26 protein-coding genes are annotated in these 26,914 nt (G+C 64.8%); 11 read left to right on the top strand and 15 right to left on the bottom strand.

Features of this window, described 5'->3' with window-relative positions; genetic code table 11:
- Positions 1-24: 24 nt before the first annotated feature.
- From thrC to CWS35_RS10325, 4 genes are all read left to right on the top strand, one after another.
- Entirely contained in the window at positions 25-1,440 is a 1,416-nt protein-coding gene (thrC, locus tag CWS35_RS10310; RefSeq protein ID WP_168226298.1) for a threonine synthase, read from the top strand.
- The gene (locus CWS35_RS10315; protein ID WP_100951831.1) at positions 1,440-2,729 is read left to right on the top strand and encodes a pitrilysin family protein; all 1,290 of its coding nucleotides are present in this window, start codon (positions 1,440-1,442) and stop codon (positions 2,727-2,729) included. Before thrC ends, CWS35_RS10315 begins: the two co-directional genes overlap by 1 nt.
- A gap of 159 nt (positions 2,730-2,888) precedes the next feature.
- A complete protein-coding gene (locus tag CWS35_RS10320) occupies positions 2,889-3,476 on the top strand; it encodes a GNAT family N-acetyltransferase (protein WP_024578999.1) in 588 nt (195 codons plus the stop codon).
- Between the two features lie 142 nt (positions 3,477-3,618).
- Positions 3,619-4,269 (top strand): hypothetical protein, encoded by a 651-nt coding sequence (locus tag CWS35_RS10325; protein WP_100951832.1) that lies wholly within the window; start codon positions 3,619-3,621, stop codon positions 4,267-4,269.
- 108 nt (positions 4,270-4,377) lie between these two features.
- On the opposite strand, the gene CWS35_RS10330 is transcribed toward CWS35_RS10325, so the two are convergent.
- From CWS35_RS10330 to CWS35_RS10350, 5 genes are all read right to left on the bottom strand, one after another.
- A complete protein-coding gene (locus tag CWS35_RS10330) occupies positions 4,378-4,863 on the bottom strand; it encodes an ATP F0F1 synthase subunit B (protein ID WP_024579001.1) in 486 nt (161 codons plus the stop codon).
- Between the two features lie 3 nt (positions 4,864-4,866).
- On the bottom strand, positions 4,867-5,433 hold the full coding sequence (locus CWS35_RS10335) for a F0F1 ATP synthase subunit B (protein WP_100951833.1): 567 nt from the start codon (positions 5,431-5,433) through the stop codon (positions 4,867-4,869).
- Positions 5,434-5,502: 69 nt separating this feature from the next.
- Positions 5,503-5,733: a F0F1 ATP synthase subunit C gene (locus tag CWS35_RS10340; protein ID WP_016847054.1), complete on the bottom strand. Its 231-nt coding sequence runs from the start codon at positions 5,731-5,733 to the stop codon at positions 5,503-5,505.
- A gap of 55 nt (positions 5,734-5,788) precedes the next feature.
- On the bottom strand, positions 5,789-6,538 hold the full coding sequence (locus CWS35_RS10345) for a F0F1 ATP synthase subunit A (protein ID WP_024579003.1): 750 nt from the start codon (positions 6,536-6,538) through the stop codon (positions 5,789-5,791).
- A 72-nt stretch (positions 6,539-6,610) separates the two neighbouring features.
- Entirely contained in the window at positions 6,611-6,982 is a 372-nt protein-coding gene (locus CWS35_RS10350) for an AtpZ/AtpI family protein (protein WP_024579004.1), read from the bottom strand.
- A 276-nt stretch (positions 6,983-7,258) separates the two neighbouring features.
- Here CWS35_RS10350 and CWS35_RS10355 point away from each other — a divergent pair, with 276 nt between their 5' ends.
- The 3 genes from CWS35_RS10355 (at position 7,259) to CWS35_RS10365 (ending at position 9,053) form a co-directional block, all read left to right on the top strand.
- The gene (locus CWS35_RS10355; protein WP_024579005.1) at positions 7,259-7,882 is read left to right on the top strand and encodes a 2-hydroxychromene-2-carboxylate isomerase; all 624 of its coding nucleotides are present in this window, start codon (positions 7,259-7,261) and stop codon (positions 7,880-7,882) included.
- Between the two features lie 32 nt (positions 7,883-7,914).
- Positions 7,915-8,418 (top strand): hypothetical protein, encoded by a 504-nt coding sequence (locus tag CWS35_RS10360; protein ID WP_100951834.1) that lies wholly within the window; start codon positions 7,915-7,917, stop codon positions 8,416-8,418.
- A gap of 161 nt (positions 8,419-8,579) precedes the next feature.
- Positions 8,580-9,053, top strand: coding sequence for a secondary thiamine-phosphate synthase enzyme YjbQ (locus tag CWS35_RS10365; RefSeq protein WP_100951835.1), 474 nt, complete (start codon positions 8,580-8,582; stop codon positions 9,051-9,053).
- A gap of 80 nt (positions 9,054-9,133) precedes the next feature.
- On the opposite strand, the gene CWS35_RS10370 is transcribed toward CWS35_RS10365, so the two are convergent.
- Positions 9,134-10,759, bottom strand: a complete 1,626-nt coding sequence (locus tag CWS35_RS10370; protein WP_024579008.1) for an MFS transporter — start codon at positions 10,757-10,759, stop codon at positions 9,134-9,136.
- A gap of 354 nt (positions 10,760-11,113) precedes the next feature.
- Between CWS35_RS10370 and CWS35_RS10375 the strand changes: the two genes are divergently transcribed.
- Entirely contained in the window at positions 11,114-11,788 is a 675-nt protein-coding gene (locus tag CWS35_RS10375) for a response regulator transcription factor (protein WP_024579009.1), read from the top strand.
- 73 nt (positions 11,789-11,861) lie between these two features.
- On the top strand, positions 11,862-12,398 hold the full coding sequence (locus tag CWS35_RS10380; RefSeq protein ID WP_100951836.1) for a transposase: 537 nt from the start codon (positions 11,862-11,864) through the stop codon (positions 12,396-12,398).
- Positions 12,399-12,492: 94 nt separating this feature from the next.
- Here the strand turns inward: CWS35_RS10380 and CWS35_RS10385 are convergent, their stop codons facing one another.
- The gene (locus CWS35_RS10385) at positions 12,493-13,128 is read right to left on the bottom strand and encodes a metalloregulator ArsR/SmtB family transcription factor (RefSeq protein WP_210202779.1); all 636 of its coding nucleotides are present in this window, start codon (positions 13,126-13,128) and stop codon (positions 12,493-12,495) included.
- 92 nt (positions 13,129-13,220) lie between these two features.
- On the opposite strand from CWS35_RS10385, the gene CWS35_RS10390 reads away from it, so the two are divergent.
- Positions 13,221-14,630 (top strand): MFS transporter, encoded by a 1,410-nt coding sequence (locus CWS35_RS10390; RefSeq protein ID WP_157817107.1) that lies wholly within the window; start codon positions 13,221-13,223, stop codon positions 14,628-14,630.
- Positions 14,631-14,651: 21 nt separating this feature from the next.
- Here the strand turns inward: CWS35_RS10390 and CWS35_RS10395 are convergent, their stop codons facing one another.
- The 6 genes from CWS35_RS10395 to CWS35_RS10420 all read right to left on the bottom strand — a co-directional run bounded on the left by CWS35_RS10395 (position 14,652) and on the right by CWS35_RS10420 (position 24,565).
- Complete coding sequence (locus CWS35_RS10395) at positions 14,652-18,158, bottom strand: PAS domain-containing hybrid sensor histidine kinase/response regulator (RefSeq protein ID WP_100951839.1); 3,507 nt, start codon at positions 18,156-18,158, stop codon at positions 14,652-14,654.
- 114 nt (positions 18,159-18,272) lie between these two features.
- A complete protein-coding gene (gene hemA, locus CWS35_RS10400; RefSeq protein WP_100951840.1) occupies positions 18,273-19,502 on the bottom strand; it encodes a 5-aminolevulinate synthase in 1,230 nt (409 codons plus the stop codon).
- Between the two features lie 181 nt (positions 19,503-19,683).
- Positions 19,684-20,748, bottom strand: coding sequence for an MBL fold metallo-hydrolase (locus tag CWS35_RS10405; RefSeq protein WP_024579016.1), 1,065 nt, complete (start codon positions 20,746-20,748; stop codon positions 19,684-19,686).
- A 131-nt stretch (positions 20,749-20,879) separates the two neighbouring features.
- A complete protein-coding gene (locus CWS35_RS10410; RefSeq protein WP_100951841.1) occupies positions 20,880-23,024 on the bottom strand; it encodes a methyl-accepting chemotaxis protein in 2,145 nt (714 codons plus the stop codon).
- A gap of 232 nt (positions 23,025-23,256) precedes the next feature.
- The gene (locus CWS35_RS10415; RefSeq protein ID WP_100951842.1) at positions 23,257-24,003 is read right to left on the bottom strand and encodes an outer membrane protein; all 747 of its coding nucleotides are present in this window, start codon (positions 24,001-24,003) and stop codon (positions 23,257-23,259) included.
- Between the two features lie 229 nt (positions 24,004-24,232).
- Entirely contained in the window at positions 24,233-24,565 is a 333-nt protein-coding gene (locus tag CWS35_RS10420) for a hypothetical protein (protein ID WP_024579019.1), read from the bottom strand.
- Positions 24,566-24,765: 200 nt separating this feature from the next.
- Between CWS35_RS10420 and CWS35_RS40380 the strand changes: the two genes are divergently transcribed.
- Positions 24,766-24,891 carry a hypothetical protein gene (locus CWS35_RS40380; protein WP_256387937.1) on the top strand — a complete coding sequence of 42 codons (126 nt, stop codon included), beginning with the start codon at positions 24,766-24,768 and terminating at the stop codon, positions 24,889-24,891.
- A gap of 207 nt (positions 24,892-25,098) precedes the next feature.
- On the opposite strand, the gene CWS35_RS10430 is transcribed toward CWS35_RS40380, so the two are convergent.
- Together CWS35_RS10430 and CWS35_RS10435 are read right to left on the bottom strand one after the other, a co-directional pair.
- Positions 25,099-26,097, bottom strand: a complete 999-nt coding sequence (locus CWS35_RS10430; RefSeq protein ID WP_157817108.1) for an abortive infection system antitoxin AbiGi family protein — start codon at positions 26,095-26,097, stop codon at positions 25,099-25,101.
- Between the two features lie 51 nt (positions 26,098-26,148).
- The gene (locus CWS35_RS10435) at positions 26,149-26,880 is read right to left on the bottom strand and encodes a hypothetical protein (RefSeq protein WP_100951845.1); all 732 of its coding nucleotides are present in this window, start codon (positions 26,878-26,880) and stop codon (positions 26,149-26,151) included.
- Positions 26,881-26,914 lie beyond the last annotated feature (34 nt).

Consider the following 26,914-nt stretch of genomic DNA (forward strand, 5'->3'; position numbering starts at 1 on the left):
GGATCGAGGCCTTTGGAGGGCGGTTTGACGCGGTATATTTCGACCAGGGGCGAGGCCCCGGTGCTTGGCTTCTGCGACGTGATGCTGACCGGGCTTGCCCGCGACGGCGGGCTGTACGTGCCCGAGAGCTGGCCGCAGCTATCGCCGGAGACCATCGCCGGCTTTTTCGGCCGTCCCTATTGGGAGGTCGCGGTCGAGATCATCAGGCCGTTTGCCGCCGGCGAGATTTCCGACGCCGAGCTCGGCCGCATGGCCAACGAGGCCTACGCCACGTTCCGGCATCCCGCGGTGGTGCCGCTCGACCAGGTCGGGCCGAACCAGTTCACGCTCGAGCTGTTCCACGGCCCGACCCTGGCGTTCAAGGACGTCGCGATGCAGCTGATCTCGCGGCTGATGGATCACGTGCTCGCCAAGCGCGCGCAGCGCACCACCATCGTGGTCGCGACGTCAGGCGATACCGGCGGCGCCGCGGTCGAGGCCTTTGCCAATCTCGACAATGTCGATCTCGTGGTGCTGTTCCCGAACGGGCGCATCTCCGAGGTGCAGCGCCGCATGATGACGACGACGGGTGCTGCCAACGTCCACGCGCTCGCCATCGAGGGCACGTTCGACGACTGCCAGGCGCTGGTGAAGGCGATGTTCAACAACCATCGCTTCCGCGACAGCGTCGCGCTGTCCGGCGTCAACTCGATCAACTGGGCGCGCATCGTGGCGCAGGTGGTCTACTATTTCACCTCGGCGGTGGCGCTTGGATCGCCCCAGCGCACCGTCGACTTCACGGTGCCGACCGGCAATTTCGGCGACATCTTCGCCGGCTATGTCGCGAAGCGGATGGGGCTGCCGATCCGCTGCTTGCGCATCGCCGCCAACGTCAACGACATCCTGCCGCGCACGCTGAAGACCGGCATCTACGAGGTGCGCGAGGTGCACGCCACCGCCTCGCCGTCGATGGACATCCAGGTGTCCTCGAATTTCGAGCGGCTGTTGTTCGAGGCGAGCGGGCGTGATGCCGATCAGGTCCGCCGCCTGATGGCCTCGCTGAATCAGTCCGGCCGCTTCGTGCTGCCGGATGCGACGCTGGCCGCGGTGCGCCGCGATTTCGACGCCGGCCGCGCCGACGAGACCGAGACCGCGGCTGCGATCCGCGCCGCCTGGCGCGAGGCGGGCGATCTGGTCGATCCGCACACCGCGGTGGCGCTCGCGGTCGCCGACCGCGACACCTCGGACTCCAGGATCCCGAACATCGTGCTGTCGACCGCGCATGCGGCGAAATTCCCGGACGCGGTCGAAGCCGCCTGCGGGGTGCGGCCGCAATTGCCGGCCTGGCTCGGCGGCCTGATGAGCAAATCCGAACACATGACGGTCATGAAGAATGATTCAGCGGAGGTCGAGCGCTTCGTGCTGTCGGTCAGCCGGGCCGCCAAGCAGGGAGTGGCCTGATGGCCGTTGAAATCACCAAGCTGCCGAGCGGACTGACCGTCGTCACCGACACCATGCCGCATCTGGAAACCGCGGCGCTCGGGGTCTGGGCCGGGGTCGGCGGGCGCGACGAGAAACCGAACGAGCACGGCATCTCGCATCTCCTGGAGCACATGGCCTTCAAGGGCACCACGCGGCGGTCCTCGCGCGAGATCGTCGAGGAGATCGAGGCGGTCGGCGGCGATCTCAATGCCGGGACCTCGACCGAGACCACCGCCTATTATGCGCGGGTGATGAAGGCCGACGTGCCGCTGGCGCTCGACGTGCTCTCCGACATCCTCGCCAATCCGTCCTTCGTGCCGGACGAGCTGGAGCGCGAGAAGAGCGTCATCGTGCAGGAGATCGGCGCCGCGCAGGACACGCCCGACGACGTCGTGTTCGAGCATCTCAACGAGCTCTGCTATCCGGACCAGCCGATGGGCCGCTCGCTGCTCGGCACCGCCAAGACGCTGAAGACCTTCAACCGCGACATGCTGCGCGGCTACCTCTCGACGCATTACCGCGCGCCCGACATGGTGGTTGCCGCCGCCGGCGCGGTCGATCACAAGCGCGTCGTCGAGGACGTCGCGCAGAAGTTTGCGAGCTTCGACGCCACGCCGGCGCCGAAGCCGGTGCCTGCGATGTTCGGCAAGGGCGGCTCGAAGGTGGTGCATCGCGATCTCGAGCAGGCGCATCTGACGCTGGCGCTCGAAGGCGTGCCGCAGACCGACCTGTCGCTGTTCTCGCTACAGGTCTTCACCAACACGCTCGGCGGCGGGATGTCGTCGCGGCTGTTCCAGGAGGTCCGCGAGAAGCGCGGGCTGTGCTACTCGATCTACACTTTCCATGCGCCCTATAGCGATACCGGCTTTTTCGGCCTCTACACCGGCACCGATCCCGCCGATGCGCCGGAAATGATGGAGGTGATCGTCGACGTCATCAATGACGCCGTCGAAACCTTGACCGAGGCCGAGGTCGCGCGCGCCAAGGCGCAGATGAAGGCCGGGCTGTTGATGGCGCTGGAAAGCTGCTCATCCAGGGCCGAACAGCTGGCACGCCATGTGCTAGCCTATGGCCGGCCGCAGACGGTGGAAGAACTGGTGGCGCGGATCGATGCGGTCAGCGTCGAATCCAGCCGCAACGCCGCCCGCGCGCTGCTGTCGCGCAGCCGGCCCGCCGTCGTCGCCCTTGGCAGCGGCAGGGGTCTGGACACGGCGGTATCTTTTGCGGAAGGATTGACGAAGTCGAAGGCAAGGACGCTGCTGCACTAGAAGTTAGCTCTACCTCGCCCCGCTCTTGCGGGGAGAGGTCGAAGCCGGAGGCTTCGGGTGAGGGGTTTGTCCGCAAATCTAGTCTGCGGAATGACCCCTCACCCCGACCCTCTCCCCGCAAGAGCGGGGCGAGGGAGAAGTCGTGGGGAGTGTTGGGCCATGGCCCTGTTTCGTTTGCCGTCCGGTGGACCGGCTGCACTGATGCCGCGCGGTCACGGGCTGTTGCTGCGGGCGCCGCAAATGTCGGATTTCCCGCAATGGGCGCAACTGCGCGAATTCAGCCGCGCCTATCTCACGCCATGGGAGCCGATCTGGCCCTCCGACGACCTCACCCGCGCAGGCTTCCGCCGCAGGCTGCGCCGCTACACCGAGGATATCGCCGCCGACCGCTCCTATCCGTTCATCATCTTCCGCGAATCGGACGGGGTGATGCTCGGCGGCATCACGCTCGCCAATGTCCGCCGCGGCATCGTGCAGGCCGGCACGATCGGCTATTGGGTGGGCCTGCCGCACGCGCATCGCGGCTACATGACGACGGCGCTGCGGGTGCTGCTGCCGTCGCTGTTCGGCGAGCTCAATCTGCATCGCATCGAGGCGGCCTGCATTCCCTCCAATGCGCCGTCGATCCGCGTGCTGGAGAAGTGCGGCTTCACCCGCGAGGGACTGGCACGGCGCTACCTCTGCATCAACGGGATCTGGCAGGACCATCTGCTGTTCGGCCTGCTGCACGAGGATTTTGGCGGCTGACCCTTGTGTCTTTTGGCTGATGGCCGGCGTCCCGCGATGCCTCCGGCTGCCTTGGGCTCAAGGATGCCTTGGGTTCGCCGCCATTGCCTTGCTATAACGCCGGCGAAACGGAGGCTGGGATTGAAGGTTCTGGGGATATCGCATGGGTGACAGGGTGATCAGGTTCGCGCTCGCAGCGGCGCTGTCGATCGGGCTCGGGGCCACCCTGCTGCCCTCAGGGGCTTCCGCGCAGTCGCTGAGCGACCGCTTCAAGAGCCTGTTCGGCGGCGGTTCGTCCGACCAGGACAAGCCGGCGGCTCCGGCCGCGCCGCAGCAGCTCAATGACGCCGATGCCGAACTGTCCTGTCCGCCAGTGCAGATCCGCTCCGGGGCCTCGACCTATTCGGTGGCGGCGACCGGCAAGGAAGCGGTCGGCAACGACGTCAAGTTCCTGGCCTCGATCACCCGCACCGCGCGGCAATGCAATCTGAGCGGCGGCATGATCACCGCCAAGATCGGTATCCAGGGCCGGATCATCGTCGGTCCCCAGGGCGCCCCGCCGACCATTCAGGTGCCGCTGCGCGTCGCCGTGGTGCAGGGCGGCGTCGGCGAGAAGACGATCGCGACCAAGGCCTACACCACCACGGTGCAGATGGACGAGAGCGGCAGCGTGCCGTTCAGCCTGGTCGCCGAGGATGTCGTCTATCCGGCGCCGTCGCCGGCCGACAACGACAATTACATCTTCTATATCGGCTTCGATCCGCAGGCCCTGAAGCCGGAGCCCAAGCCGCGCGCCCCGCACAAGAAGAAGTAGCGCGGCGATCGCGCCACGCAACGTGGGCGGATCGAGCATTTGAAGGCAAACAAAAAGGCCGGCGCGATCAACTCGCGCCGGCCTTTTTGGTAACCAGTTGTGATCGCGTCAGTTCAGCTTGGAGCGGACTTCGGCGATGCCCTTGCCGATCAGGTCGTCGGCAACCGGGCCCTTGACCGACTGCGACAGGATGGTCGAGGCGGCGGTCACCGCGGCGTTGGCCGCGGCGGCGCGGACATCGGCCACGGCCTGGGCCTCGGCCTGGGCGATCTTGCTCTCGGCAGTCTTGGTCCGCCGCGCGACAAAATCTTCCATCTTGGTCTTGGCTTCGGCCGCGATCCGCTCGGCTTCGGCCTTGGCGCTGGAGATGATGTCCTGGGCCTCGCGCTCCGCGCTGGCGCGGCGTGCCTTGTACTCGCCGAGCAGCTTGTTGGCCTCGTCCTTCAGACGGCGCGCGTCATCCAGCTCGGCCTTGATGCGCTCGGCACGATGATCGAGCGCCGTCAGCAGGGTGCGATGGACGCCGAGATAGCCGAACACGACCAGCAGAACGACGAAGGCGATCGCAACCCAGGTTTCCGGTTCGTAAAACATCGTCTATCCCTTCAGCGACGCGTCGACGGCGCTGTTGACCGCATTCGCGTCCGGCGTGACGCCGGCGAGTTGCTGGACGATGGCGCCGGCCGCATCCGCCGCGATGCCGCGGACGTTGCTCATGGCGTTGGTCCGGGTCGTTGCGATCTGCTTCTCGGCGTCGGCGAGCTTCACCGCCAGTTTCTCTTCCAGCGTCTTGCGCTCGGCTTCCGAGGCCGCGTTCAGCTTCTCGCGGGTCTCGTTGCCGATCGCCTGCGCGTTGGCGCGTGCGTTGGCGAGTTCGGTTTCATAGGCCTTCAGCGCCGCGTCGGACTCGTCCTTCAGCTTCTGCGCCTCGGCCAGATCGCCCTCGATCTTGTTCTGACGTGCGTCGATCGTCCCGCCGACGCGCGGCAGTGCGATACGCGACACGATCAGGTAGAGCGCGACAAATGCGATCGCCAGCGACACCAGCTGCGAGGCGAAATTGGAGGAATCGAACGGCGGAAAGGCTCCGCCGTGATGTCCACCATCGGCCTCGGTGTGGGCGCCGGCCTGCTGGCCTTTTGCCTCGCCATGACTCTCAGCCATGGTGTTCTCCTGTTGCTGTCATGCGCGCCGCCCTTGGACGAACCCCGGGCGGCGCGAAGGAAGTGCCGCTCAGAGCGGAACGAACAGCAGGAGCAGCGCGATCAGCAGCGAGAAGATGCCGAGCGCTTCGGTCACGGCGAAGCCGAAGATCAGGTTGCCGAACTGGCCCTGAGCGGCCGAGGGGTTACGCACCGCAGCGGCGAGGTAGTTGCCGAAGATGATGCCCACGCCGACGCCCGCACCGCCCATGCCGATGCACGCGATGCCCGCGCCGATAAGTTTTGCTGCTGCCGGTTCCATTTGTAGCTCCTTGAGAAAGATAGACAGATTGGTGGGTGGAGATTCCCCGGACCGCTTAGTGTCCCGGATGAATGGCGTCGTTGAGGTAGATGCAGGTCAGGATCGCGAACACGTAGGCTTGCAGGAACGCGACCAGCAGCTCGAGCGCGTACAGCGCAACGGTGAGCGCGAGCGGCAGCACGCCGCCGAACCAGCCGAGCGCGCCGAGCGAGAAGCCGAGCATGGCGACGAAGCCCGCGAACACCTTCAGCGCGATGTGGCCGGCCAGCATGTTGGCGAACAGACGAACGCTGTGCGAGACCGGCCGCAGGAAGAACGACAGGATCTCGATGAACATGACCAGCGGCAGGATGTAGATCGGAACGCCGTGGGGGACGAAGATGCTGAAGAATTTCAGGCCGTTCTTGTAGACGCCGTAGATCAGGACGGTGAAGAACACCAGCAGCGCGAGAGCTGCGGTCACGATCAGGTGGCTTGCGATCGTGAAGGTGTAGGGGATGACGCCGACCAGGTTCGAGACGCAGAGGAACATGAACAGCGAGAAGATCAGCGGGAAGAACTTCATGCCTTCCGAGCCGGCCGTGCTGCGAATCGTGGTGGCGACGAACTCGTAGGAGATTTCGGCAACCGACTGCAACCGTCCCGGAACCAGCTCGCGGCCGCTCGCCAGCATCAGCAGCGCGATCAGCAGCACCGCGATGAACATGTAGAGCGACGAATTGGTGAAGGCGATCGTGTGATTGCCGATGTGGCCGAGCGTGAAGAGGGGCTCGATATTGAACTGGTGGATCGGGTCGATTTTCATCCGCGCGGCTCTTGGTCCACCGGCCATCGTGCCGGTAATCGAATTTCAAATGTCGTGACTTCCCGCCAGCGCTCAGCGCTTGCCCGAGGCCACGCCCGCGGACCTCACCACGTTGACCACGCCGGCGACGAAGCCGAGCAGCGTTAACACGATGAAGCCGAATGGCGACGTCGACAGCAAACGGTCGAACCCCCAGCCAATCGCCGCTCCGACGGCAACGCCCGCGATCAGCTCCGAGGAAAGACGAAAACCGAGCGCCATCGCCGAAGCTCTGGCGGCACTGTCCCCGCTTTCTGTACCGGATTGATCAGTCTTGTTCCTGCGGCTGTCGCGAATTTCTGACAACCGATGATCGAGACTTCCGAGCCTTGCGGAAAGCGCAGCTTCGTCAGGAGGCGATTGATCGCGACTTCCACTTGCGCCGTCGTTGGTGTTTTCAGCCATGCTGCAAACACTAACCGATGCCGCGGTTGATGGAAATTGCGCCCGTCCCCGTCAAAAGCCGCGCGGACCATACTTACCGCGTCTAATCAAGTCAAGATTGCGTCGTAACCAGTTATTGCTTTGATTCTGCTGGATTTATTTGGAGATATTCAAGGGCAGAGTGACGCAGCGATCGCAGTGCAGCAGCTTGCGTGACATTGAGCGATGTTGCGTGGCTTTTGCCGCTCTGCTGGGATCAGTCAAAATCGCTATCGTCTCGTGCAATCAAGGTTCCGCATGCCGCGCCAGATCGACTACTATTTCTCCTTGCAATCACCTTGGGCCTATATCGGCCACAAGCCCTTCGTTCGACTCGTAAGCACTTACGATCTCAAGGTAAATTACCGTCCCGTGCTGCTGGTCGATTTGTTCGCGGAGACCGGCGGATTGCCGCTCGCCAAGCGTCATCCGATGCGGCAGCGCTACCGGATGATCGAGTTGCAGCGCTGGCGCGACAAGCGCGGGCTGAATTTCCATCTGCAACCGGCGCATTGGCCGTTCAACGGACGGCTTGCCGATGGCGTCGTGATCGCGGCGCTCGAGGCGGGCCTCGATCCCGAGCCATTCTTGCAACGCGCCTTTCCGTCCGTCTGGGAGCAACAGCTCAACCTTGCCGATCCTGCGACGCTGGTAAGTCTCGCCGATGCAGCCGGCATGCCCGGGCAGCAGCTGGTCGAGCGCTCAGGCGCCGAGGCGATCAGCGCGGCCTATGAGCAGAACCGCCAGGATGCATTGTCCGCCGACGTATTCGGCTCGCCGGGCTACGTGCTCGATGGCGAGGTATTCTGGGGACAGGACCGGATCGAATTGCTCGAGGACGCGTTGAAGTCGGGCCGCAAGCCCTATAGCTCTGAGGTCTAGGGGCAGGAAATCAGGTTGAGGCGGAGCAAGCCATGCCCATCGCGATGTCGCCGTCGAAACTGTCGATCGCAATTGCCGCCGTCCTGATCTCATGCGGCGCGGCGACGGCGCAAACCACGCCGGACACCGAGAACGGCCGTTACGCCTTGTCTCCGGCCGGCGACGGCTTCCTGCGGCTCGACACGCGCACCGGTGCGGTGTCGACCTGCACCAATTCCAGCTCCGGCTGGGCCTGCTACCTGGTGCCCGACGAGCGTGCGGCGCTGGATGCGGAGATCGGGCGGCTGCAAGTCGACAATGACAAACTCAGGGGTGAGCTTGCGGCGCGCGCACCGTCGGCCAAGACCGACGAAGCGTTGCCGAAATCGGACCAGCTGAAGCAGCCGAAGACCGCCGAGGGCGAGCGCAAGATCGAGATTCCGCTGCCGAGCGACCGCGACATGGATCGCATGATGTCGTTCGTGGAGCGGGCCTGGCGGCGGCTGATCGAGATGGCGAACCGCGTCCAGCGTGACAGCAATGGCGGCAAGATCTGATCTGACGATTGCCACACATACAGTGTCGTCCCGGCGAAGGCCGCGACCCATACGCCGTGATTTCTCGATTTCGACGGCTAGGAGTTGGCGCCTCGCCTGACCAATGAATATCGGTGGTTATGGGTCCCGGGCCTTCGCCGGGACGACGGTCAAGAGGATACATGAGTTCATCGAAGCAATTCTCGCGCTCGGCGCCATCATCCGTCCCGGCGACCAGCATCACGTCGTCGCGATTGCTGGTCGAGACAGCGGGCGCGGGCTTCATCGACATCACGGGCGAGATCGCAGGATTCCTGCGCGAGGTGCGTGCCGGCGAGGGCGTGGTGACGCTGTTCATCCGTCATACCTCGGCGTCGCTGACGATCCAGGAGAATGCCGATCCGACGGTGCTGGTCGACCTGATGACGGCGCTCGACCGCGCCGCGCCCGAGGACGGTGGCTGGCGTCACGACACCGAAGGTCCTGACGACATGCCGGCGCATATCAAGACGATGCTGACGGCGACCTCGTTGCAGGTTCCGGTGCTCGATGGCGCAATGGCACTGGGCACCTGGCAGGGCATCTATCTGATCGAGCATCGCGCCCGCCCGCACCGGCGCGAGATCGTGCTGCAATTCATCGGCGCCACGCGCTGACGCTTTCGTGTCGCCGCTTGAAACGACATCGGCCGCGGAGCGATCCGCGGCCGATGCATCTTGATTGCGTGGTCGACCGATCAGGTCTTGGAGATGTCGACGTCCTTGGTCTCCGGGATGAACAGCGCGCCGACCACGACGGTGATGGCCGCGAAGATGACCGGATACCAGAGACCGGAGTAGATATCGCCGGTCGAGGCGGTGATCGCGAACGCGGTCGCCGGGAGCAGGCCGCCGAACCAGCCGTTGCCGATATGATAGGGCAGCGACATCGAGGTGTAGCGGATGCGGGTCGGGAACAGTTCGACCAGCATGGCGGCGATCGGGCCGTAAACCATGGTGACGTAGAGCACCAGGATGAACAGCAGTCCGATGACCGAAGCCACCTGCGGACGGAAGACGTCGAACGGATGCGACATCTTCACGACGCCGGCGTCACCCGCCTTCGGATAGCCCGCCGCCTGCACCGCCGCGGTGATCGCGGGGTTCGACGTCTTGGCGTCCGTGTAGGGCACGTCCTTGTCGTTGACCACGACCTTCACCGGCGAGCCGGCCGGGCCAGGCACGGTGGAATACTTCACCGACGACTGGGCGAGGAAGGCGCGGGCGGTGTCGCAGGGTGCCGAGAAGACGCGGGTGCCGACCGGGTTGAACAGGTCGCCGCAGCTTGCCGGATCCGCAACCACCTGCACCTTGACCGTCTCATAGGCCTTTTCCAGCGCCGGGTTGGCGTTGGTCGTGATCATCTTGAAGATCGGGAACAGGGTCAGCGCGCCGATCAGACAGCCCGCCAGGATGATCGGCTTGCGGCCGATCTTGTCCGACAGCGCGCCCCACACCAGGAAGAAGCCGGTGCCGAGCAGCAGCGACCAGGCGATCAGGAGGTTGGCGGTGTAGCCGTCGACCTTCAGGATCGATTGCAGGAAGAACAGCGCGTAGAACTGGCCGGTGTACCAGATCACCGCCTGGCCCATGGTGAGGCCGAACAGCGCGAGGATCACGATCTTGGCGTTGCTCCAGGTCGCGAAGGCTTCGGTCAGCGGCGCCTTGGAGGTCTTGCCTTCCTCCTTCATGCGCTGGAACACCGGCGATTCGTTCAGCCGCAGACGGATCCAGACCGAGATGCCGAGCAGCAGCACCGACACCAGGAACGGAATGCGCCAGCCCCATTCGGCGAAGTCCTTCTCGCCGGTGATGGTGCGGGTGAACAGGATCACCAGCAGCGACAGGAACAGTCCGAGCGTTGCCGTGGTCTGGATGAACGAGGTGTAGTAGCCGCGCTTGCCGAGCGGTGCATGCTCGGCGACATAGGTCGCGGCACCACCATATTCGCCGCCGAGCGCGAGGCCTTGCAGCAGGCGGAGCGAGATTAGGATGATCGGCGCGGCGATGCCGATGGTCTTGGCGTTGGGCAGCAGGCCGACGATGAACGTCGACAGGCCCATGATCAGGATGGTGACGAGGAAGGTGTATTTGCGGCCGACGATGTCGCCGACCCGGCCGAACACGATGGCGCCGAACGGACGCACCAGGAAGCCTGCCGCGAACGCCAGCAGCGCGAAGATATCGCGCGTTGCCGGCGGATAGTCGGAGAAGAACTGCGCGCCGATGATGCCGGCCAGCGAACCGTAGAGATAGAAGTCGTACCACTCGAACACGGTACCGAGCGACGACGCGAGGATGACGAAACGCTCATCCTTCGTCATGCCGGCGGGCCGCGCCGAGGTTGCAGTCATTGTGGACATCTGGATAGCTCCCCCCGAAATTATTGCTGATGCTCGCCCCCGGCTGGCGGGTTAGGCTCGAATTAGCCTTCGGCTTGCGTTGGAGGGTAACATCGCAGTGAAACCCGCCCCAATAAGACTTTTGGCTTTTGCACGCTTGAACTTATCTTGGGAGGCGAGACCAGGACGAAGCGCCCCCGCGTGCGTCTATTGCGGCGCACAAGCTAAGCGGGTTAACTGCTTTGGCATCTGGTATTACCGGGCCCTTGCGTGGTACTGCCGCGCGGGCGACAACCGAACGGCGCGGGTTTGCCAAAGCCTGCAAGTGGGACTGAGATGAACGCTGCTGCCAATACTCATCTTGTCATCGCCGACGACCATCCGCTTTTTCGCGATGCGTTGCGCCAGGCGGTGTCCAGTGTCGTGAGCTCGGCCACGATCAGCGAGGCCGGATCGTTCGAGGACCTGACCGCGCTGCTGGAACGGGACTCCGAGGTCGACCTGATCATGCTCGACCTGTCGATGCCGGGGATCAGCGGCTTTTCCGGGCTGATCTATCTGCGGGCGCAATATCCGGCGATCCCGGTGGTCATCGTCTCCGCCAGCGACGACGCCGGAACCATCCGCCGCTCGCTCGACTTCGGCGCCTCGGGGTTCATCCCCAAGCGCTTCGGCGTCGAGACGCTGCGGGATGCCATCATGAAGGTGATGGAGGGCGACGTCTGGGTTCCGCCGGATACCGATCTGTCGGCTGCCGGCGATCCCGACATGACCCGGCTGCGTGACCGTCTGGTGACGCTCACCCCGCAACAGGTGCGGGTGCTGATGATGCTGTCCGAGGGGCTGCTCAACAAGCAGATCGCCTATGAGCTCGGCGTCTCCGAAGCGACCATCAAGGCCCATGTCTCGGCCATCCTCCAGAAGCTCGGCGTCGAAAGCCGGACCCAGGCCGTGATCGCCGCCGCCAAGATCGCCGGCGGCCAGTGGCGCCAGGGCACGCCGTCGAGCTGACGGGGAATTCGTAGGACTGTAGGATGGGTGGAGCGAAGCGATACCCATCATCCCACCCACCGAGCATGCCTGCATGACCGGCTACCGCCGCAATTTCATTGCCGGAGGCTGTTTTTTCTTTACCGTCAACTTGGCAGATCGTCGGCAGCGGCTCCTGACCGAAAATATTGATGCATTACGGGCGGCCTTCCGCGAGACCCGGCAGCACCATCCGTTCTCGAACGATGCAATCGTGGTGTTGCCGGAACATCTCCATACTGTCTGGACGATGCCGGAGGGGGATGCTGACTTCGCCATGCGGTGGAGGCTGATCAAGACCTGGTTCTCTCGGCAGCTTGCCGGCGGCGAACCTGTTTCAAGCAGTCGCGCAGGTAAAGGCGAGCGCGGCGTGTGGCAGCGGCGCTACTGGGAGCATACGATCCGTGATGAGGACGATTTTTCGCGCCACATCGACTACGTCCACATCAATCCGGTCAAGCATGGTCTGGTAACACGTGTCGGAGACTGGCCGCACTCGTCGTTTCATCGGTTTGTGCGGGACGGTGTCTATCCCCCGGATTGGGCAGGCGACGTGGCCGGCCTTGAGGGGAAATACGGCGAAAGAAGCTGATGGGTATCGCTACGCTCCACCCATCCTACGATCTGCTCCGGAAACCCTGCGTTCGCTCGGCCAGTGGCGCCAAGGCACGCGGTCGAGTTGATCGCTACAGGGCTGGTGTGATCCGGTAGGCGCAGCGTCGTGCGCCGGCCAGGATGTGATCGACGCGTTCGATCGTGACATCGGGCCCCAGCACCGCGCGGAACACCGCAAGCTCCGAGCGGCAAAGACCCTGGCAGGCCGCCGCCGCGGCGCAGATTGGGCAGTGGTTCTCGACCAGAAGAAAGCCGTCCGCGTCCTTGAGCACACTCGCCATATAGCCTTCCCGGCTGCGCAGCCGCGCCAGCGATGCCAATCGCCGACGTAGCGAGCCCTCCGTTCCAACCGCCTTGCGGTAGTCGGCGATGCTGGCGCGTTCCCGATGCTCGATCAGCGTCTCCATGCCGCGCTCGCCGAACACCGCCTGCATCGAGCGCAGCAGATCGAGCGTGAGATCGGAATGGCGGTCGGGGAAGCGCTCGTGACCGCGCGGCGTCAGCCGCCAGTATTTCCGCGGCCGGCCGCGGCCTTCCCGCTGGTGGTCGCTTGCGACGAGGCCGGCCGCCTCGAGCTTGACGAGGTGCTGACGCGCGCCGGCCGGCGTCATCTCGAGGCGCGCGCCGATCTCCGCGGCGGTCTGCGGGCCGCGGGTCTTCAATTGGAACAGGATGCGATCCTGGCTACGGGTGTCGTCTTGACTCACGGGAATATTTTAGAAACAAGATGCTATCTAAAATAGCACGATTGCTGTCGCAGGCAACTGCCGGAGCGTCGGTCCGGAAGGAGGCTTCCGACATGAAGCAGGACGTGGTTCAGGAGGGGTGGCGATCGCTCCTCAAGCGCGAATGGATTCCGACACTCGCCATCCTGCTCGGTGGCGTCCTGCTGCAATCCATGAACGTGCTGATGCTAACGACGGTGTTGCCGTCGATCGTCGGCGAGCTCGGCGGCGTCACGATGTTGAGCTGGCCGACCACCGCCTATCTGGCTTCTTCCATCGTCGCGGCAAGCTGCGTCGGCGTGCTGTCGACCACCTTCGGTGCACGGCGGGTCTATTGTGCCGGGGTCGTGATCTTCGGCCTCGGTGCCGTGCTGTGTTCGCTCGCCCCGGCGATGGGATGGATCGTGGCCGGCCGGCTGATCCAGGGATTTGGCGGCGGTCTGGAGGCCGCGGTGGCCTATGTGCTGGTGCGCGCGACGTTTCCCGAGAGCATGTGGTCGCGAACCATCGCCCTGATGTCGATGAGCTGGAGCATGTCGGTGCTGATCGGGCCGCTGGTCGGCGGACTGTTCGCGCATTTCGCCAGCTGGCGCGGCGCCTTTGTCGCGAGTGCCGCGACCGCCGTCGTGCTCGCGGTCGCAGCCTTCTTCGTCCTGTCGCCCGCGACCGCCTCGCGGCCGACGTCGGCGGCGCGCGTGCCGCTCGGCCGCGTCGCGCTGATCTGCCTTGCGATTGCCGCGACGTCAGTCACGTCTGCCGTGGGGTCGTCATGGCTGAAGCTCGGGCTGATCGTGACTGCGATCCTGGCGTTTGTCGCGATGCTGCGGCTGGACCGTACGGCGCCGACGCGGCTGCTGCCGAGCGATGCGTTCTCGTGGCGCAGCGGAACCGGCGTCGGCCTCTGGGTCGCGCTGCTGCTCTGCATCACCTTCAGCCCGCTCCAGATCTACGTGCCGATGTTCCTCCAGCAATTGCACGGCTTCGACCCGCTCTCGGCCGGATTCGCCGTCGCCTGTGCGTCGATGGGGTGGAGCGTGGCCTCGATCCTGACGGCCGGCCTCTCGGGCCGCTCGGCCGACCGTTTGATGCTGATCGGCCCGGTCATGATGGGGGCAAGCCTGATGGCGATCGCGCTGCTTGGCCCGAATGCGACGGCGTCCGTCGTGCTGCTGATTCCGGCCATCGCGCTGCTGGGCGCCGGCATCGGGCAATGCTGGCCGCTGGTCGCGCATCGCATCATGGACAGCGCCAGGGCGGGCGACGAGGTGGTCGCGGCATCGTCGGTGCCGACCATTCAGCAGATGGGATTTGCATTTGGTGCCGCGATCGCCGGCCTGGTCGCCAATGCCAGCGGATTGGCGGCGGCGGTCGCTGACGCGACGATGCAGCGCGCGGCGTTCTGGGTGCCGGCAAGCTTTGTCGCATGGGCCATGCTTGCGTTTGTCGCGGGGCTGCGCTTGCGCGCCCTGCGCCGGCGCGTGTGAACGCTTCGGACCGCGCGGAGGTTACTCCGCCGCCACCATCTGCTGCGTCCGCCATTGTCCGAGCAGGGCACGCAGCGAGGCGGGTTTGACCGGCTTGTTCAGCACTGCGATGTTCTCCTCGCGCGCGGCGGCGCGCACCGCGGGGCTGCGGTCGGCGGTGATCAGGATCGCCGGGATGTTGTCGCCGAAGCGGCGGCGGATTTCGCGGATCGCGGCGACGCCGTTGCCGCGGTCGAGGTGATAGTCGACCAGCACGCCGGTGACGCGGCCGCCGGCGGCCTCGATCGCGCTGATCGCGCCGTCGGCGTCGAGCACCGCGATCACCTCGGCGTCCCACGCCGTCAATAGCGTCTTCATGCCGTCGAGAATCGCAGGATCGTTCTCGATGCAGACGATCAATGAGCCGCTCATCGGCGTCTTCGACAGCGGCGTGGTGCTGGTGACGGCGGCGGTGTGGTTGACCGCGGCCGCGACCGGCACGGTGACCGAGAACGCCGAGCCGCCGCTGAGATTGGCCGAGATCGCGATGCGATGGTTGAGCACCCGCGCCAGCCGTTCGACGATCGACAGCCCGAGGCCGAGACCGCGGGCGATGCGGGCGCCCTGTTCGAGGCGGTGGAATTCCTTGAAGATCTCGCCGCGCTTCTGCACCGGGATGCCGACCCCGGTGTCGAAGATGCTGATCTGGAGCGCGTCGCCGCGGCGGCGGCAGCCGATCAGCACGCGGCCGCGCGGGGTGTATTTGATCGCGTTGGAGATGAAGTTCTGCAGCAGCCGGCGCAGCAGCGAGCGGTCGGATTCGACCGGCAGCGAGCAGGCCACGAAGCGCAGATCGAGGCCCTTGTCGCGGGCGATCGGCATGAACTCGATCTCCAGCGAGCGCATCAGATCCGCCATCCGGAAGCTCGTGATCGCCGGGGTCATGGCGCCGGCATCGAGCCTGGAGATGTCGAGCAGCGCGCCCAGGATGTCCTCGATCGCCTCGAGCGAGTCGTCGATGTTCTCGACCAGGCGGGAATCCTCACCGCCGTTCTGGCGCTCGACCAGGCTCGTGACATAGAGCCGCGCCGCGTTGAGCGGTTGCAGGATGTCGTGGCTGGCGGCCGCCAGGAAGCGGGTCTTGGAGGCGTTGGCGTCTTCCGCGATCCCCTTGGCGAGCGCGAGCTCCGAGTTCAGCCGCGTCAGCTCCTCGGTGCGGTCGCGCACCCGCTTCTCCAGGGTCGCATTGGCGCGCTCCAGCGCCTCGGCGGCCTCGAAGCTCGGGGTGACGTCGGAGAAGGTGATGACGAGCCCGCCGCCCGGCATCCGGTTGGCGCGCACTTCGATCACCAGATGACGGTCGGTGAAGCGCTCCAGATAGGGCTCGCCCTCGGTGGTGTAGGCGCGCAGCCGCAGCGCGAGCAGGCTGTCGCCGTCGCCCGTCGCCGGCGGGCTGATCGCGCCCATGAATTCGAGGATCTCGGCCAAGGGGATGCCGAGCTGCACCAGATGCTGCGGCAGCCCGAGCAGTTCGGAGAACTGCCGGTTGGAGCAGATCAGCTGCAAATCGGGGTCGAACACCGCGATGCCCTGGCGCACATGGTTGAGCGCGGTTTGCAGGATCTCGCGGTTGAAATGCAGCGCGGCGTGGGAATCGTCGAGCAGCTTCAGCGCCGCCTTGGCCGACACCGTGCGCCGCTGCAACAGCAGCGACATCACGAGCCGTGACGACGCCGCGCCGATCGAGGAGGCGATCAGCCGCTCGGCGTGTTGCAGCAGCTCGAAATCGGCCGGCGCCGCGGTTTGCAGCACGATGTTGCGGTCGGCGGCGAATGCGGCGAAGGCCTCGCGGGTGCGGTCGGGGCCGAGATATTGCGTCACCGTGCTCTGGATGTCCTGCACCGTCACCGTGGTGCGCCAGCGCCGGAAGCTCGGCGCGATCGGTGCCGCGCTGGGCACGAACACGTCGGCCTGCAACAGCTCGATCGCGGACGGCGCGCGCGCCAGCGAGAACAGCACATAGGTGAGGATGTTGAGCCCGAGGCTCCACAGCACGCCGTGCAGCAATGGCGGCAGGTCGGCATCGAACAGCGCCTGCGGCCGCAACGCCTCGATCCCGAATGGTCCATGTTGCAGCAGCATCAACCCGGCAGTCGAGTTCTCCAGGAAGCTCGGCACGAACAGCGTGTAGAGCCACATCGCGAAGCCGACCAGCATCCCCGCCATGGCGCCGCGCGCGGTGGCGCGGCGCCAGAACAGGCCGCCGAAGAATGCCGGCGCGAGCTGCGCGATCGCGGCAAAGGACAGCAGGCCGATCGCGACCAGCTGGGTGTTGCCGAGTGCGCGATAGTAGAAATACGCCAGCACCATGATGGCGAAGATCGAGAAGCGGCGCGCCTTCAGCAGGAAATCGCCGAAATCCTTCTGGCCGATCCGGGCGTCATCGCTGCGCGGCAAGACCAGCGGCAGCACGATGTCGTTGGAGACCATGATCGAGAGCGCGACGCATTCGACGATCACCATCGCGGTCGCGGCCGACAGCCCGCCGACGAACACCGCGAGGCTGAGCAATTGCGAATTGCCCTCGATCGGCAGCGCCAGCACGAACATGTCGGCGTCGACCGCGCCGAACGGGAAGATCACCAGGCCGGCGATCGCGATCGGAATCACGAAGACGTTGATCACGACGAGGTAGAGCGGGAACAGCCAGCGCGCCCGGCTGACCTCGGCGGCGTTCGAATTCTCCACCACGCTGACATGGAACTGGCGCGGCAGCAGCATGATCGCGCAGAACGACAGCAGCGTCATGATCAGGAAGTTGCCGACCGACGGCACGTATTCGATCGCGCGCACCGCCTCCGGTGTCTTCAGCGCGCGCTCGTAGAGCTCGACCGGGGAGAACATCCAGAAGGTGACGAAGGCGCCGGCGGCGATGAAGGCGACCAGCTTGACGATGGATTCGGCGGCGATCGCCAGGATCAGGCCGTGCTGGTGCTCGGTCGCGTCGCTGTGGCGGGTGCCGAACAGCACCGCGAACACCGCCATCGCCAGCGTCACCATCAGCGCGATGTCGCCGAGGATCGGAATTTTCGAGAACGCTTGGTCCTCGCTCAGGATGGTCTCCAGCGAGGAGGCCATCGCCTTCAGTTGCAGCGCGATATAGGGCACCGAGCCGATGATTGCGATCAGCGCCACGGTGGCGGCCACCTTCTGGCTCTTGCCGTAGCGCGCGGCGATGAAGTCGGCGATCGAGGTGATGTTCTGCGACTTGGCGAGCGCGATCACCCGGCGCAGCAGCGGCGTGCACAGCCCGATCATCACGATCGGGCCGACATAGATCGCCAGGAAGTCGACGCTGGTGCGGGTGGCGAAGCCGACCGAGCCGAAGAAGGTCCAGGACGTGCAGTAGATCGCGAGCGACAGCGGATAGATCCAGGCGCTGGCGCGGCCGCGCGCGCCCGGCGACATCCGGTCGCCGCGGCTGGCAATGAAGAACAACAATCCGATGTAGGCGAACGCCGAGGCGATCACGCCCCAATCGTGCAGCATCGCTGCTCATCTCCCGTCCCGGCCGCTGGGTGGGCCGGGTCTCGGGATTATAACGCAAAGGGCCGGCCGCGCGATGCGCGGCCGGCCCGAATTCGGGGTCGGAAACCGATAGGGTTACTCGGCAGCCAGCGACTTCTGGCGCAGCGGCAGGCCGAGCCGGTCCCAGACCTGGAGCAGGGCTTCGGCCAGCGCGTCGACCAGCCCGTCGTCGTGGTAGGGCGAGGGCGTGATGCGCAGCCGCTCGGTGCCCTTGGCCACCGTCGGATAGTTGATCGGCTGGATGTAGATGCCGTGGTCCTCGAGCAGCATGTCCGAGGCGCGCTTGCACTTCTCGGGGTCGCCGACGAACAGCGGTACGATATGGGTGTCGCTCGACATCACAGGCAGGCCGGCGGCGGTCAGGATCGCCTTGGTGCGGGCGGCGCGGTCCTGGTGGCGCTCGCGCTCCCAGTTCGAGGTCTTCAGATGGCGGATCGCGGCGGTCGCAGCCGAGCAGATCGCCGGCGGCAGCGCGGTGGTGAAGATGAAGCCCGGCGCGTAGGAGCGCACCGCGTCGATGATCTCGGCGCGGCCGGCGATGTAGCCGCCGAGGCAGCCGAACGCCTTCGCCAGCGTGCCCTCGAGCACGTCGATACGGTGCATCACGCCGTCGCGCTCGGCAATGCCGCCGCCGCGCGGGCCGTACATGCCGACCGCGTGCACCTCGTCGACATAGGTCATGGCGCCGTATTTTTCCGCGAGATCGCAGATCTTGCCGAGCGGCGCGACGTCGCCGTCCATCGAATACAGGCTCTCGCAGACGATCAGCTTCGGCCGGTCGGGGCCGGCGGCGATCAAGAGCTGTTCGAGATGCGCGACGTCGTTGTGGCGGAAGATCTGGCGCTCGCAGCCGGCCTGGCGCACGCCCTCGATCATCGAATTGTGGTTCAGCGCATCCGACAGGATCAGGCAGTTCGGGATCAGCTTGGCCAGCGTCGAGATGCCGGTCTGGTTCGAGACATAGCCCGAGGTGAACAGCAGCGAGGCTTCCTTGCCGTGCAGGTCGGCGAGCTCGGCCTCGAGCGCTACCAGCGGATGATGGGTGCCGGCGATGTTGCGGGTGCCGCCGGCGCCGGTGCCGACCCGGGTCGCGGTCTCGACCATGGCCCCGACCACCTTGGGGTGCTGGCCCATGCCGAGATAATCGTTGGAGCACCAGATCACGACGTTGCGGCTGCCCTTCGGCGAATGCCAGGTCGCGTGCGGGAAACGTCCCGCGATCCGCTCGAGGTCGGCGAACACCCGGTAGCGCCGCTCGTCATGCAGGCGGTTGAGGGCGGTGTTGAAAAACTGGCTGTAATCCATCGGCAAACCCAGAAAGCGGAACCTGACCGGAATAGCTGCTTCTTCTTAGAGCTTTTCCAGCTCTAATGTCCATGCATTGACTCACAGCTCGGCATGCGTCGCAGCTGGGCAAATTGCCCTAGCGCGAGGTTTTGGGTTTGATTTTGCTCAAATCGCCGGACGGGGCGCCGCCCGGCCGGGCTCAGGTGGTGCGGAAGCGCAGCATGCCGTCGTCATGCATCCGGGCCGTCAGGCGGCCCTCGACCAGCATGTAATTGACATGGGCGACCAGTTCGCCGGCGGCGAAGCCCATCTGGTGCTCGTCCAGCACGTGCTTGTGGAACACCACGGGCACCAGCTCCTTGGAGGTCTGCGGCACCTCGCGGCAGGCCTCGGCGATCAGCCGGCAGCGCTCCTCATGGTGGTCGGCGAGCTGCTTGATCCGGGTCTTCAGCCCGTAGAACGGCACGCCGTGGCCGGGCAGCACCATCACGTCATAGGGCAGAGTGGTGGTCAGGCTCGCCAGCGAGGCGAGGTACTCGCCGAGCGAGTTCTGCTCGGGCTCGACCGCCCAGACGCTGACATTGGGCGAGATCTTGCTCAGCACCTGGTCGGCGGACAGGAACAGCTTGTCGGCGGCGCAATACAGCATCACCTGGTCGAGCGCGTGACCGCCGCCGGTGATCACCTTGAAGCGCCGCGTGCCGATCACGACCTCGTCGCCATGGGTGAGGCGGTGATAGGACGGCGGCAGCACCGACACCCGCTTCAGGTAGTCCTGGCCGCGGCCGAGCAGCTTCTCGGTCAGGTCCTCGTCCATGCCGTGGCGGCGGAAGAACAGCCGCTGCGCGTTGCGCCGTTCCTCGGTGCCGCGGTTCTGGTGATAGACCGATTGCAGGTATTCGACCTGCGACATGAACAGCGGGCAGTCGAAGCGCTCGGTGACCCAGCCGGCGAGACCGACATGGTCGGGGTGCGAATGGGTCACGATCAGCCTGGTGACCTTGACGTGCTTCAGCGGCCCCTCGAACAGCGTGGTCCAGGCCGCGATCGATTCCTCGTTGCCGAAGCCGGAATCCACCATGGTCCAGCCGTCGCCGTCGGCGAGCAGATAGATGTTCACATGGTTGAGGCGGAACGGCAGCTTCAGCCGCGCCCACAGCACGCCGGGGGCCACTTCCACGACCTGGTCGTGGCCGGGATGGTTCTCCCAAGGGTATCGCAATGCCTCTGCCGAGGAGGGCAGGCTGTCGGTCTTCTTGTCCATGCTACGGGCTTAGCGGCACATTGCCCGCTGCGCCAGCCGAAAAATCAGATAGCCGTCCGGAGAAAGGGACGGAAATCCCCGGAATTCCGTAGCCCGGATCAACCCGGGCTACGGGGCGCACAGTAGCGTTGCTACGCGGCTCGGATGTTCGACAGGAAGCCGTCGATTTCCGAGCGCAGCACGTCGGCCTCGCGGCGCAGCGCGTCGGAGGCGCTCAGCACCTCGCCGGCCGCCGCGCCGGCCTCGGCCGAGGCGGTCGAGACGCCGACGATGTTGCTCGACACCTCGCTGGTGCCGCCGGCGGCGTGCTGGATGTTGCGGGCGATCTCGCGGGTCGCCGCGCCCTGCTCCTCGACGGCGGCGGCGATCGCGGTGGTGACGTCGTTGATCTCGCCGATCGTGCTCGAGATGTTGCGGATCGCGGAGACCGCGGTGGTCGTCACCTCCTGCATGCTGACGATCTGCTGGCGGATCTCCTCGGTCGCCTTCGCGGTCTGGCTCGCCAGGTTCTTGACCTCGGAGGCGACCACGGCAAAGCCGCGGCCGGCTTCGCCGGCGCGCGCCGCCTCGATGGTGGCGTTGAGCGCCAGCAGGTTGGTCTGCGAGGCGATGGTCTGGATCAGATCGACCACGACGCTGATGCGCGCGGCGTTATCGGCGAGTCCCTGCATGGTGCTGTCGGTGGCGCTGGCTTCCTCGACGGCCTTGCGGGCGATCTCCGCCGAGGTGACGACCTGGCGGCCGATCTCGGCAATCGACGACGACAGCTCCTCGGTGCCGGCCGACACGGTCTGCACGTTGACCGAGGTCTCCTCGGCGGCCGAGGCCACCGCATTGACCAGCGCGCTCGACTGGTCGGCGGTCGCCGACATGCTCTGCGCGGTCGACTGCATCGAGTTCGCCGCGGTCTGTAGGCTGCCCAGCGCGGTGCGCACGGTGGATTCGAACGTGACGATCTGGGTCTCCATCCGCGAGGCGCGCTCCGCCTTGGCGGTGCGGTCCTTGTTCTGGTTGGCGGTGAGCTCGCGGCTCTCGATCATGCTCTCGCGGAACACCTGTAGCGAATCGGCCATCACGGCGATCTCGTCGCGCTGCCGGCTCTGCGGGATCTCGGTGTCGAGGTCGCCGTCGGACAACAATTGCATCGAGCGTTGCAGGCCGCGGATGCGGCGCAGGATGTTGCGCCCGACATAGAGCCAGACGAACAGGAACGAGCCGACCAGCGTCAGCGCGCCAAGGCCGATCATGACAGTGGTCGCCAGCGAGATCTGCTGCCGCGCCTGGAAGGTCGACGCGTCGGTCTCCTTCTGCACGGCGTCGACCAGCTGCTGCACGCTAATGCCGAGCCCGACATTGAGCTTGCGGGTCTCCTCCAGGATGGTCTGGCCGTAGTCGATCGAGTCGAGCTCCTTCTGGCGGATCTTGAACACGCCGGTCTTGCCTTCGCCGAGCACCAGCAGCTTTTGCGCGGTGTCGCGCACGGCGACGATCGCCGGATTGTTCGGCAGATCGTCGAGGTTGGATTTGATCCGCTCGCGGCCCTTCTTGAACTCGGCCTCGATCGCGTCGATCGTCTCGCTGGAGTTCGCCGACAGCGCCGCGGTCATGTCGGCGGCCATCAGATTGCCGGCGGCGAGCACGTTGCTGATCTGGCCGACGGTGCGCGCCGCCTCGGTGGCGTCGTCGGCCGAGACGTTGGCCGAGCCGAGGATGGCGTTGAGCCGGGTCTGGGCGTCGAGCATCGCCGGACCGGCGGCCGAGACGAACGCGGCCTGCGCCTTGCGCAGCGCATTGTACTGCTTGTCGCGCAGCGCGCCGATATCGAGCCGCTCATGCGCCGCCGAAATCAGGCTCTTGGTGGCCTCGTCGGTGTTCTTGACGTTCTCCTGTAGCGCGCTGACCACCGATTTGTCGGCGCCGAGCTCGATGATCTCGCCGAGCTTGGCGTTGGTCTGCTGCGCGACCTCCTGCACCTTCTTGGTGCGCTCGTTCAGCGCATCGTCGCTTTGCACGGCGAGCAGGCCGGGTCCCTGGGCGGCGAGCGAGGCGCTCTGCGCGGCGAGTTGCAGGCTCGCGGCAAGCCGCGGGATGTCGCGGCCGGAGAGAGCGCTCATGGTGCCGCCGAGCTGATGCAGCACGATGCCGGCGCCCGCGCTGATCACCAGCGCCATGCCTGCGATCACGGCGAATGCCGCGAACAGGCTGCCCCTGACGCCCATCTGCGGCAGGCGGATGCGCTTGAGATTTGGTTTGCCGAGCTTGAACCGAAACGCCATTGCCCCGTATCCCCCTGGCCGACTACGCGTGGCCACTACTCTTGGATGTTTCCCCGGCGCGGGAGTATCGGTGCGGTGGGTTAACAAAATCGGGAAAATCGCGACAATCCGCAGGATTTTTCGGGGCTTGCGGCGTTGTCTTGGTTCGCTGTGCGGAATCGGTGCGCGCGATCGGACGCAAAAAGGCCGGCTTGCGCCGGCCCTTCTACTTTCGGTTGTGGGCGTGTCGTTCTCAGTAACGGCCGTAGGCGGGACCGCCGAGGTTGCCGAGATTGAAGCGGTAGTTGAGGCCCGCCTTCACCGTGTGCTCGTCATTGTGGAAGCTGCCATACTGCACCAGCGCGCCCGGCGCGGTGAAGCGGCTGTCGCCGAAGTCGTAGTACTGGTACTCGACCTTGGCCGACCAGTTCGGCGCGAACATGTATTCGGCGCCGCCGCCGATGGTCCAGCCGTTGCTGTGGTTGTCGGTCAGCGCGAAGCCGACCGGCGCGCCGCCCAAGGTCACCGACTCATTGTTGTCGGAATAGGCGTACCCGCCCTTCACGTAGATCAGCCCGGGGCCCCACGTGTAGCCGACCCGGCCGGTGATCGAGGCGATGCCGCGCTGGTTGTTGTTGTAGGTGTAGCCGCCCGGGAAGATCGCGTTGAGCTGGTGGCCGCCGACCCAGGAATACTGGCCTTCGAGGCCGATCACCCACATCGGCGACAGCTGCCAGTCGTAGCCGCCCTGCACGCCGCCCATGAAGCGGGAGCTGGAATCGGACAACGCGAGGCCGTTGAACGTGCTGTTGTCGGAGAACACGCCGCCGAGATGGCCGCCGAGATAGAAGCCGGTCCAGTTGTAGAGCGGTGCGGCGTAAACGGGCGCGGGCGGCGCCTTCTGGTAATAGCCGCGGTTGAAGTCGGCGGCGTGAGCGGTCGCGCCAAGGGCAGCGACGGCAACAGCCGCGGCTGCGGTTGCGAGCAGGAACGTCTTCATGGGGCAGTCTCCGGACAAGTCATGCGGCGCAGCGTCAGTGGCGCCATCCATAGGCGACGGGTTAGACCGCATTTGAATAAAATGCTGTCACCGGAAGACCGCTCGGAGCGTTAAGTCGCACCCTTTGCAGCGAAACGTTTTGTTGTGCCTAACGGACGCTTAAGGGGGAATGAAGGAAGGCTTAACGGGCGCGCGCGGCGCATCCGCTCTTAACCAAGCCGTTCGCCGATCAGATCGCGGGCTCGTCGAGCCGCTTGCGCACGTCGTCGCGGATCTGCGCGCGGAACGCTTCGCGGCGCGCGGCGCGATCCTTGACCGGAACGTCGTGGCGATCGAACACGTCGAACTTGTCCAGGATCGGATAGTGCTCGCTCGCCATCGCCAGCACGCGCAGCAGGCCCGCGACCTTTGGGGTCGGGCCGCTGACCTCCCACTTGCGGAGTTTCTCGGCGCCGCCGGCGGCGGGCAGCCCGCACAGCTTCGCCATGTCGGCCGCGGTCAGTTCGCGGCCGAGGGCCTCGCCGAGATGGGTGCGCAATTTTCTCAGTTCTGGGCCGGTCACTCTCGGGTCCGCTCCGCGATAAGAATGTGAAGTGAGTCACATGACGTGTTCGAGACGCAGGCTATACGCCGCGCATGCGACTTCTAAAGCATGATCCGGAAAAGTGCGAAGCGGTTTTCCGAGAAAGGTCATGGGCAAACAAGAAGCTAAAGCGAGATGACGATTCAACCTCATCTCGTCTCGCCTTAGAGGAAACCGTCATGCATGGCATCATCGAGAGCCTCAGCCCCGAGCACGGACAGATCGATTGGAAATGGGTCGGCAGTGTGTTCGTGCTCTATGTGGTGCTGATGCTCGGCGGGGCGAGGTTGCTGCTCGCGCATTGATCCATGCGACGCCGAGGAGCGCGCTGACGGCAGCCATCATTCGAGAAGATCCTGGTGCTGCCAGACAGGATTGAACTGTGGTTGTCGTCAGCTTTACTATTGAGTTTGTTGAGATTTTCGTCTCGCCATCGTTCCATGTGTATCAGCCGTGTGCGCAGTTGTCATGCGGCGATTACCGGGAGCGCGCCGGGCGAACTTTGCCCACTCTCAATCTGTCGCAACTATCGTTACGCCATCCCCAAGGATGCGACGCGCATCCTCTGCGAAGGCCTTCGGAATCCGAATGTGATCGACGTACTCGAGCCAATTCCAGCCGGGTGTCGGCTCATAGACCTGCGCCCACTCGACACGCTTCTTTGTGTCGGGCGGTGCGTCGGCATGAATTTTTACCGTCATGTCCCTTCCCCAGAATGCCGGATCAATTTGAAGCAACTGCGTCTGCTCAGTTTCAGTCAGCTGGCGCCCCATCGGCCGCCCGTTGAAATTGACCTCGCCACCAACCAAACGCCACTCTCGCTGGCGATAGTAACCTAGTTCGTCCTGCGCATAGGGATTGTCGGTCGGGTAGAACATGTTCAACAACACGGCAAGTACGCCAACGCTGTGGTCGAAGGGGATGTTGTTGAAGCCCACGTGCTTCATCAATTGATGAATGTGGATGGCTGGCACGACGTAGTCTTCTACGATCTCACCATTTGGGCCGCTGTTACGCAAGTTCATCGTGTAGTCTTCGTTGACTGGCAAGCCGGATTGAGCCTGCAGCTTCTCCCGGTCGGCACCAGCAGCGATGTTGTTCAGGTGGCTTAGTACGTGGCGCGTGTGATGCGCGCCGCGCACAAGGAAGATCGCAAGAAGGCTGAGTGGATTTGGTTGAGTTCCTTGGGGCACGTATACGACCGGCATTGCTCCGGCTGTACGCAGCTTCTCGATAGTGAACGCGAGTGCTATCGGGCCGAACGTGATACTATGTTGCGGAAGTTCAGCGATAGACAGCTCGGTGAAGCAGATGCGACGCTGTAGGGTCTCAAGGGTTTCGTTGGCGCCGCCTACGAGGCCCGTTATGTCCCACTTGACGAGCTCCGGGGCCAACACGAGGCCAACTTCGCGCATGAAGGCAAGGATTTTCAACCCGCGTTGAACAACATTGTCGCTGGTTTCGCCTGCTCTTCCGCGCGGGAAACTATGGAAAAAGAACCTATCGCTCATGATCTTCTCTGTATCGGTCGGTCTGCGCTCAGGTGCCACGCGAAACTACGCTTATTTGTGTTTACGATGTTCTTTCAATAGGGTCTCAAGACGTTGCTCCCAGCCGTCTCGGTGCTCGATCCGGTCAAATCCGTCGCGAGGTCCCTTGAGGAGGTCGACGCGGCTTCGTCGGCTTAGCTCCTCCCAATCGTTGTACATCAGGTAGAGAGCGTTGCCGTAGGACAGGTTCTCGAAGGCAACTAAGTTGTCTCCGAATTGAGCACCGAAGTATCGCAGGAACCCGTTTGTTCCCGCGATGAACGCTGTCGGCTTGAAGCGGGCCATAACATTTAGCCGCTGCTTCATGGTGTTGCGGCTCGTCTCAGATACGGCTCTCTTGCCATGCAGCATCCGTCGAACCACGTCGTCTACGTTGCCGACGGGAAGTATCTCCCAATCTACGCGGACGGTGTCGAGGTACTGCGCCAGCGTCGCGCTGCTCTCAAAGACATCGGCGGCGCCCAAGTTCTCTTGCAGGATGTTCAGGTTGTACAGAACGTCATCGTCGAAGTCCGGGGCTTGCTTGCTGAGGACTTGATCGACTGCAAACCTGACAACAAATTCTGGTCCAGTCCGCTGTTCCAACAGTGTGAGTGACAACTCGACTTCCTTGGGCGGAATGAAGTCGCGTTGACAGCCCTTACGTTCCAGCGAAGCCGTGAGGTGCTTCGGTCCGTCTGCCCGGAATTCGTTGGCAAAGAACCGTAGCTCGTTATCGTGGGCGTACTTTATGGCTCGTTGCATGCACGACGTGCCATGGCCCTTCCGTTGATGCGCA

This window comes from Bradyrhizobium sp. SK17 (assembly GCF_002831585.1).
GTDB lineage: Bacteria > Pseudomonadota > Alphaproteobacteria > Rhizobiales > Xanthobacteraceae > Bradyrhizobium.

What these genes read in the sequence shown, in the direction of transcription:
- CWS35_RS10315 (WP_100951831.1), top strand. Translation starts at nt 1,440, where the DNA reads ATGGCCGTTGAAATCACCAAGCTGCCGAGCGGACTGACCGTCGTCACC.
- CWS35_RS10320 (WP_024578999.1), top strand. Translation starts at nt 2,889, where the DNA reads ATGGCCCTGTTTCGTTTGCCGTCCGGTGGACCGGCTGCACTGATGCCG.
- CWS35_RS10325 (WP_100951832.1), top strand. Translation starts at nt 3,619, where the DNA reads ATGGGTGACAGGGTGATCAGGTTCGCGCTCGCAGCGGCGCTGTCGATC.
- CWS35_RS10330 (WP_024579001.1), bottom strand. Translation starts at nt 4,863, where the DNA reads ATGTTTTACGAACCGGAAACCTGGGTTGCGATCGCCTTCGTCGTTCTG.
- CWS35_RS10335 (WP_100951833.1), bottom strand. Translation starts at nt 5,433, where the DNA reads ATGGCTGAGAGTCATGGCGAGGCAAAAGGCCAGCAGGCCGGCGCCCAC.
- CWS35_RS10340 (WP_016847054.1), bottom strand. Translation starts at nt 5,733, where the DNA reads ATGGAACCGGCAGCAGCAAAACTTATCGGCGCGGGCATCGCGTGCATC.
- CWS35_RS10345 (WP_024579003.1), bottom strand. Translation starts at nt 6,538, where the DNA reads ATGAAAATCGACCCGATCCACCAGTTCAATATCGAGCCCCTCTTCACG.
- CWS35_RS10350 (WP_024579004.1), bottom strand. Translation starts at nt 6,982, where the DNA reads ATGGCTGAAAACACCAACGACGGCGCAAGTGGAAGTCGCGATCAATCG.
- CWS35_RS10355 (WP_024579005.1), top strand. Translation starts at nt 7,259, where the DNA reads ATGCCGCGCCAGATCGACTACTATTTCTCCTTGCAATCACCTTGGGCC.
- CWS35_RS10360 (WP_100951834.1), top strand. Translation starts at nt 7,915, where the DNA reads ATGCCCATCGCGATGTCGCCGTCGAAACTGTCGATCGCAATTGCCGCC.
- CWS35_RS10365 (WP_100951835.1), top strand. Translation starts at nt 8,580, where the DNA reads ATGAGTTCATCGAAGCAATTCTCGCGCTCGGCGCCATCATCCGTCCCG.
- CWS35_RS10370 (WP_024579008.1), bottom strand. Translation starts at nt 10,759, where the DNA reads ATGACGAAGGATGAGCGTTTCGTCATCCTCGCGTCGTCGCTCGGTACC.
- CWS35_RS10375 (WP_024579009.1), top strand. Translation starts at nt 11,114, where the DNA reads ATGAACGCTGCTGCCAATACTCATCTTGTCATCGCCGACGACCATCCG.
- CWS35_RS10380 (WP_100951836.1), top strand. Translation starts at nt 11,862, where the DNA reads ATGACCGGCTACCGCCGCAATTTCATTGCCGGAGGCTGTTTTTTCTTT.
- CWS35_RS10390 (WP_157817107.1), top strand. Translation starts at nt 13,221, where the DNA reads ATGAAGCAGGACGTGGTTCAGGAGGGGTGGCGATCGCTCCTCAAGCGC.
- CWS35_RS10395 (WP_100951839.1), bottom strand. Translation starts at nt 18,158, where the DNA reads ATGCTGCACGATTGGGGCGTGATCGCCTCGGCGTTCGCCTACATCGGA.
- hemA (WP_100951840.1), bottom strand. Translation starts at nt 19,502, where the DNA reads ATGGATTACAGCCAGTTTTTCAACACCGCCCTCAACCGCCTGCATGAC.
- CWS35_RS10405 (WP_024579016.1), bottom strand. Translation starts at nt 20,748, where the DNA reads ATGGACAAGAAGACCGACAGCCTGCCCTCCTCGGCAGAGGCATTGCGA.
- CWS35_RS10410 (WP_100951841.1), bottom strand. Translation starts at nt 23,024, where the DNA reads ATGGCGTTTCGGTTCAAGCTCGGCAAACCAAATCTCAAGCGCATCCGC.
- CWS35_RS10415 (WP_100951842.1), bottom strand. Translation starts at nt 24,003, where the DNA reads ATGAAGACGTTCCTGCTCGCAACCGCAGCCGCGGCTGTTGCCGTCGCT.
- CWS35_RS40380 (WP_256387937.1), top strand. Translation starts at nt 24,766, where the DNA reads ATGCATGGCATCATCGAGAGCCTCAGCCCCGAGCACGGACAGATCGAT.
- CWS35_RS10430 (WP_157817108.1), bottom strand. Translation starts at nt 26,097, where the DNA reads ATGAGCGATAGGTTCTTTTTCCATAGTTTCCCGCGCGGAAGAGCAGGC.
- CWS35_RS10435 (WP_100951845.1), bottom strand. Translation starts at nt 26,880, where the DNA reads ATGCAACGAGCCATAAAGTACGCCCACGATAACGAGCTACGGTTCTTT.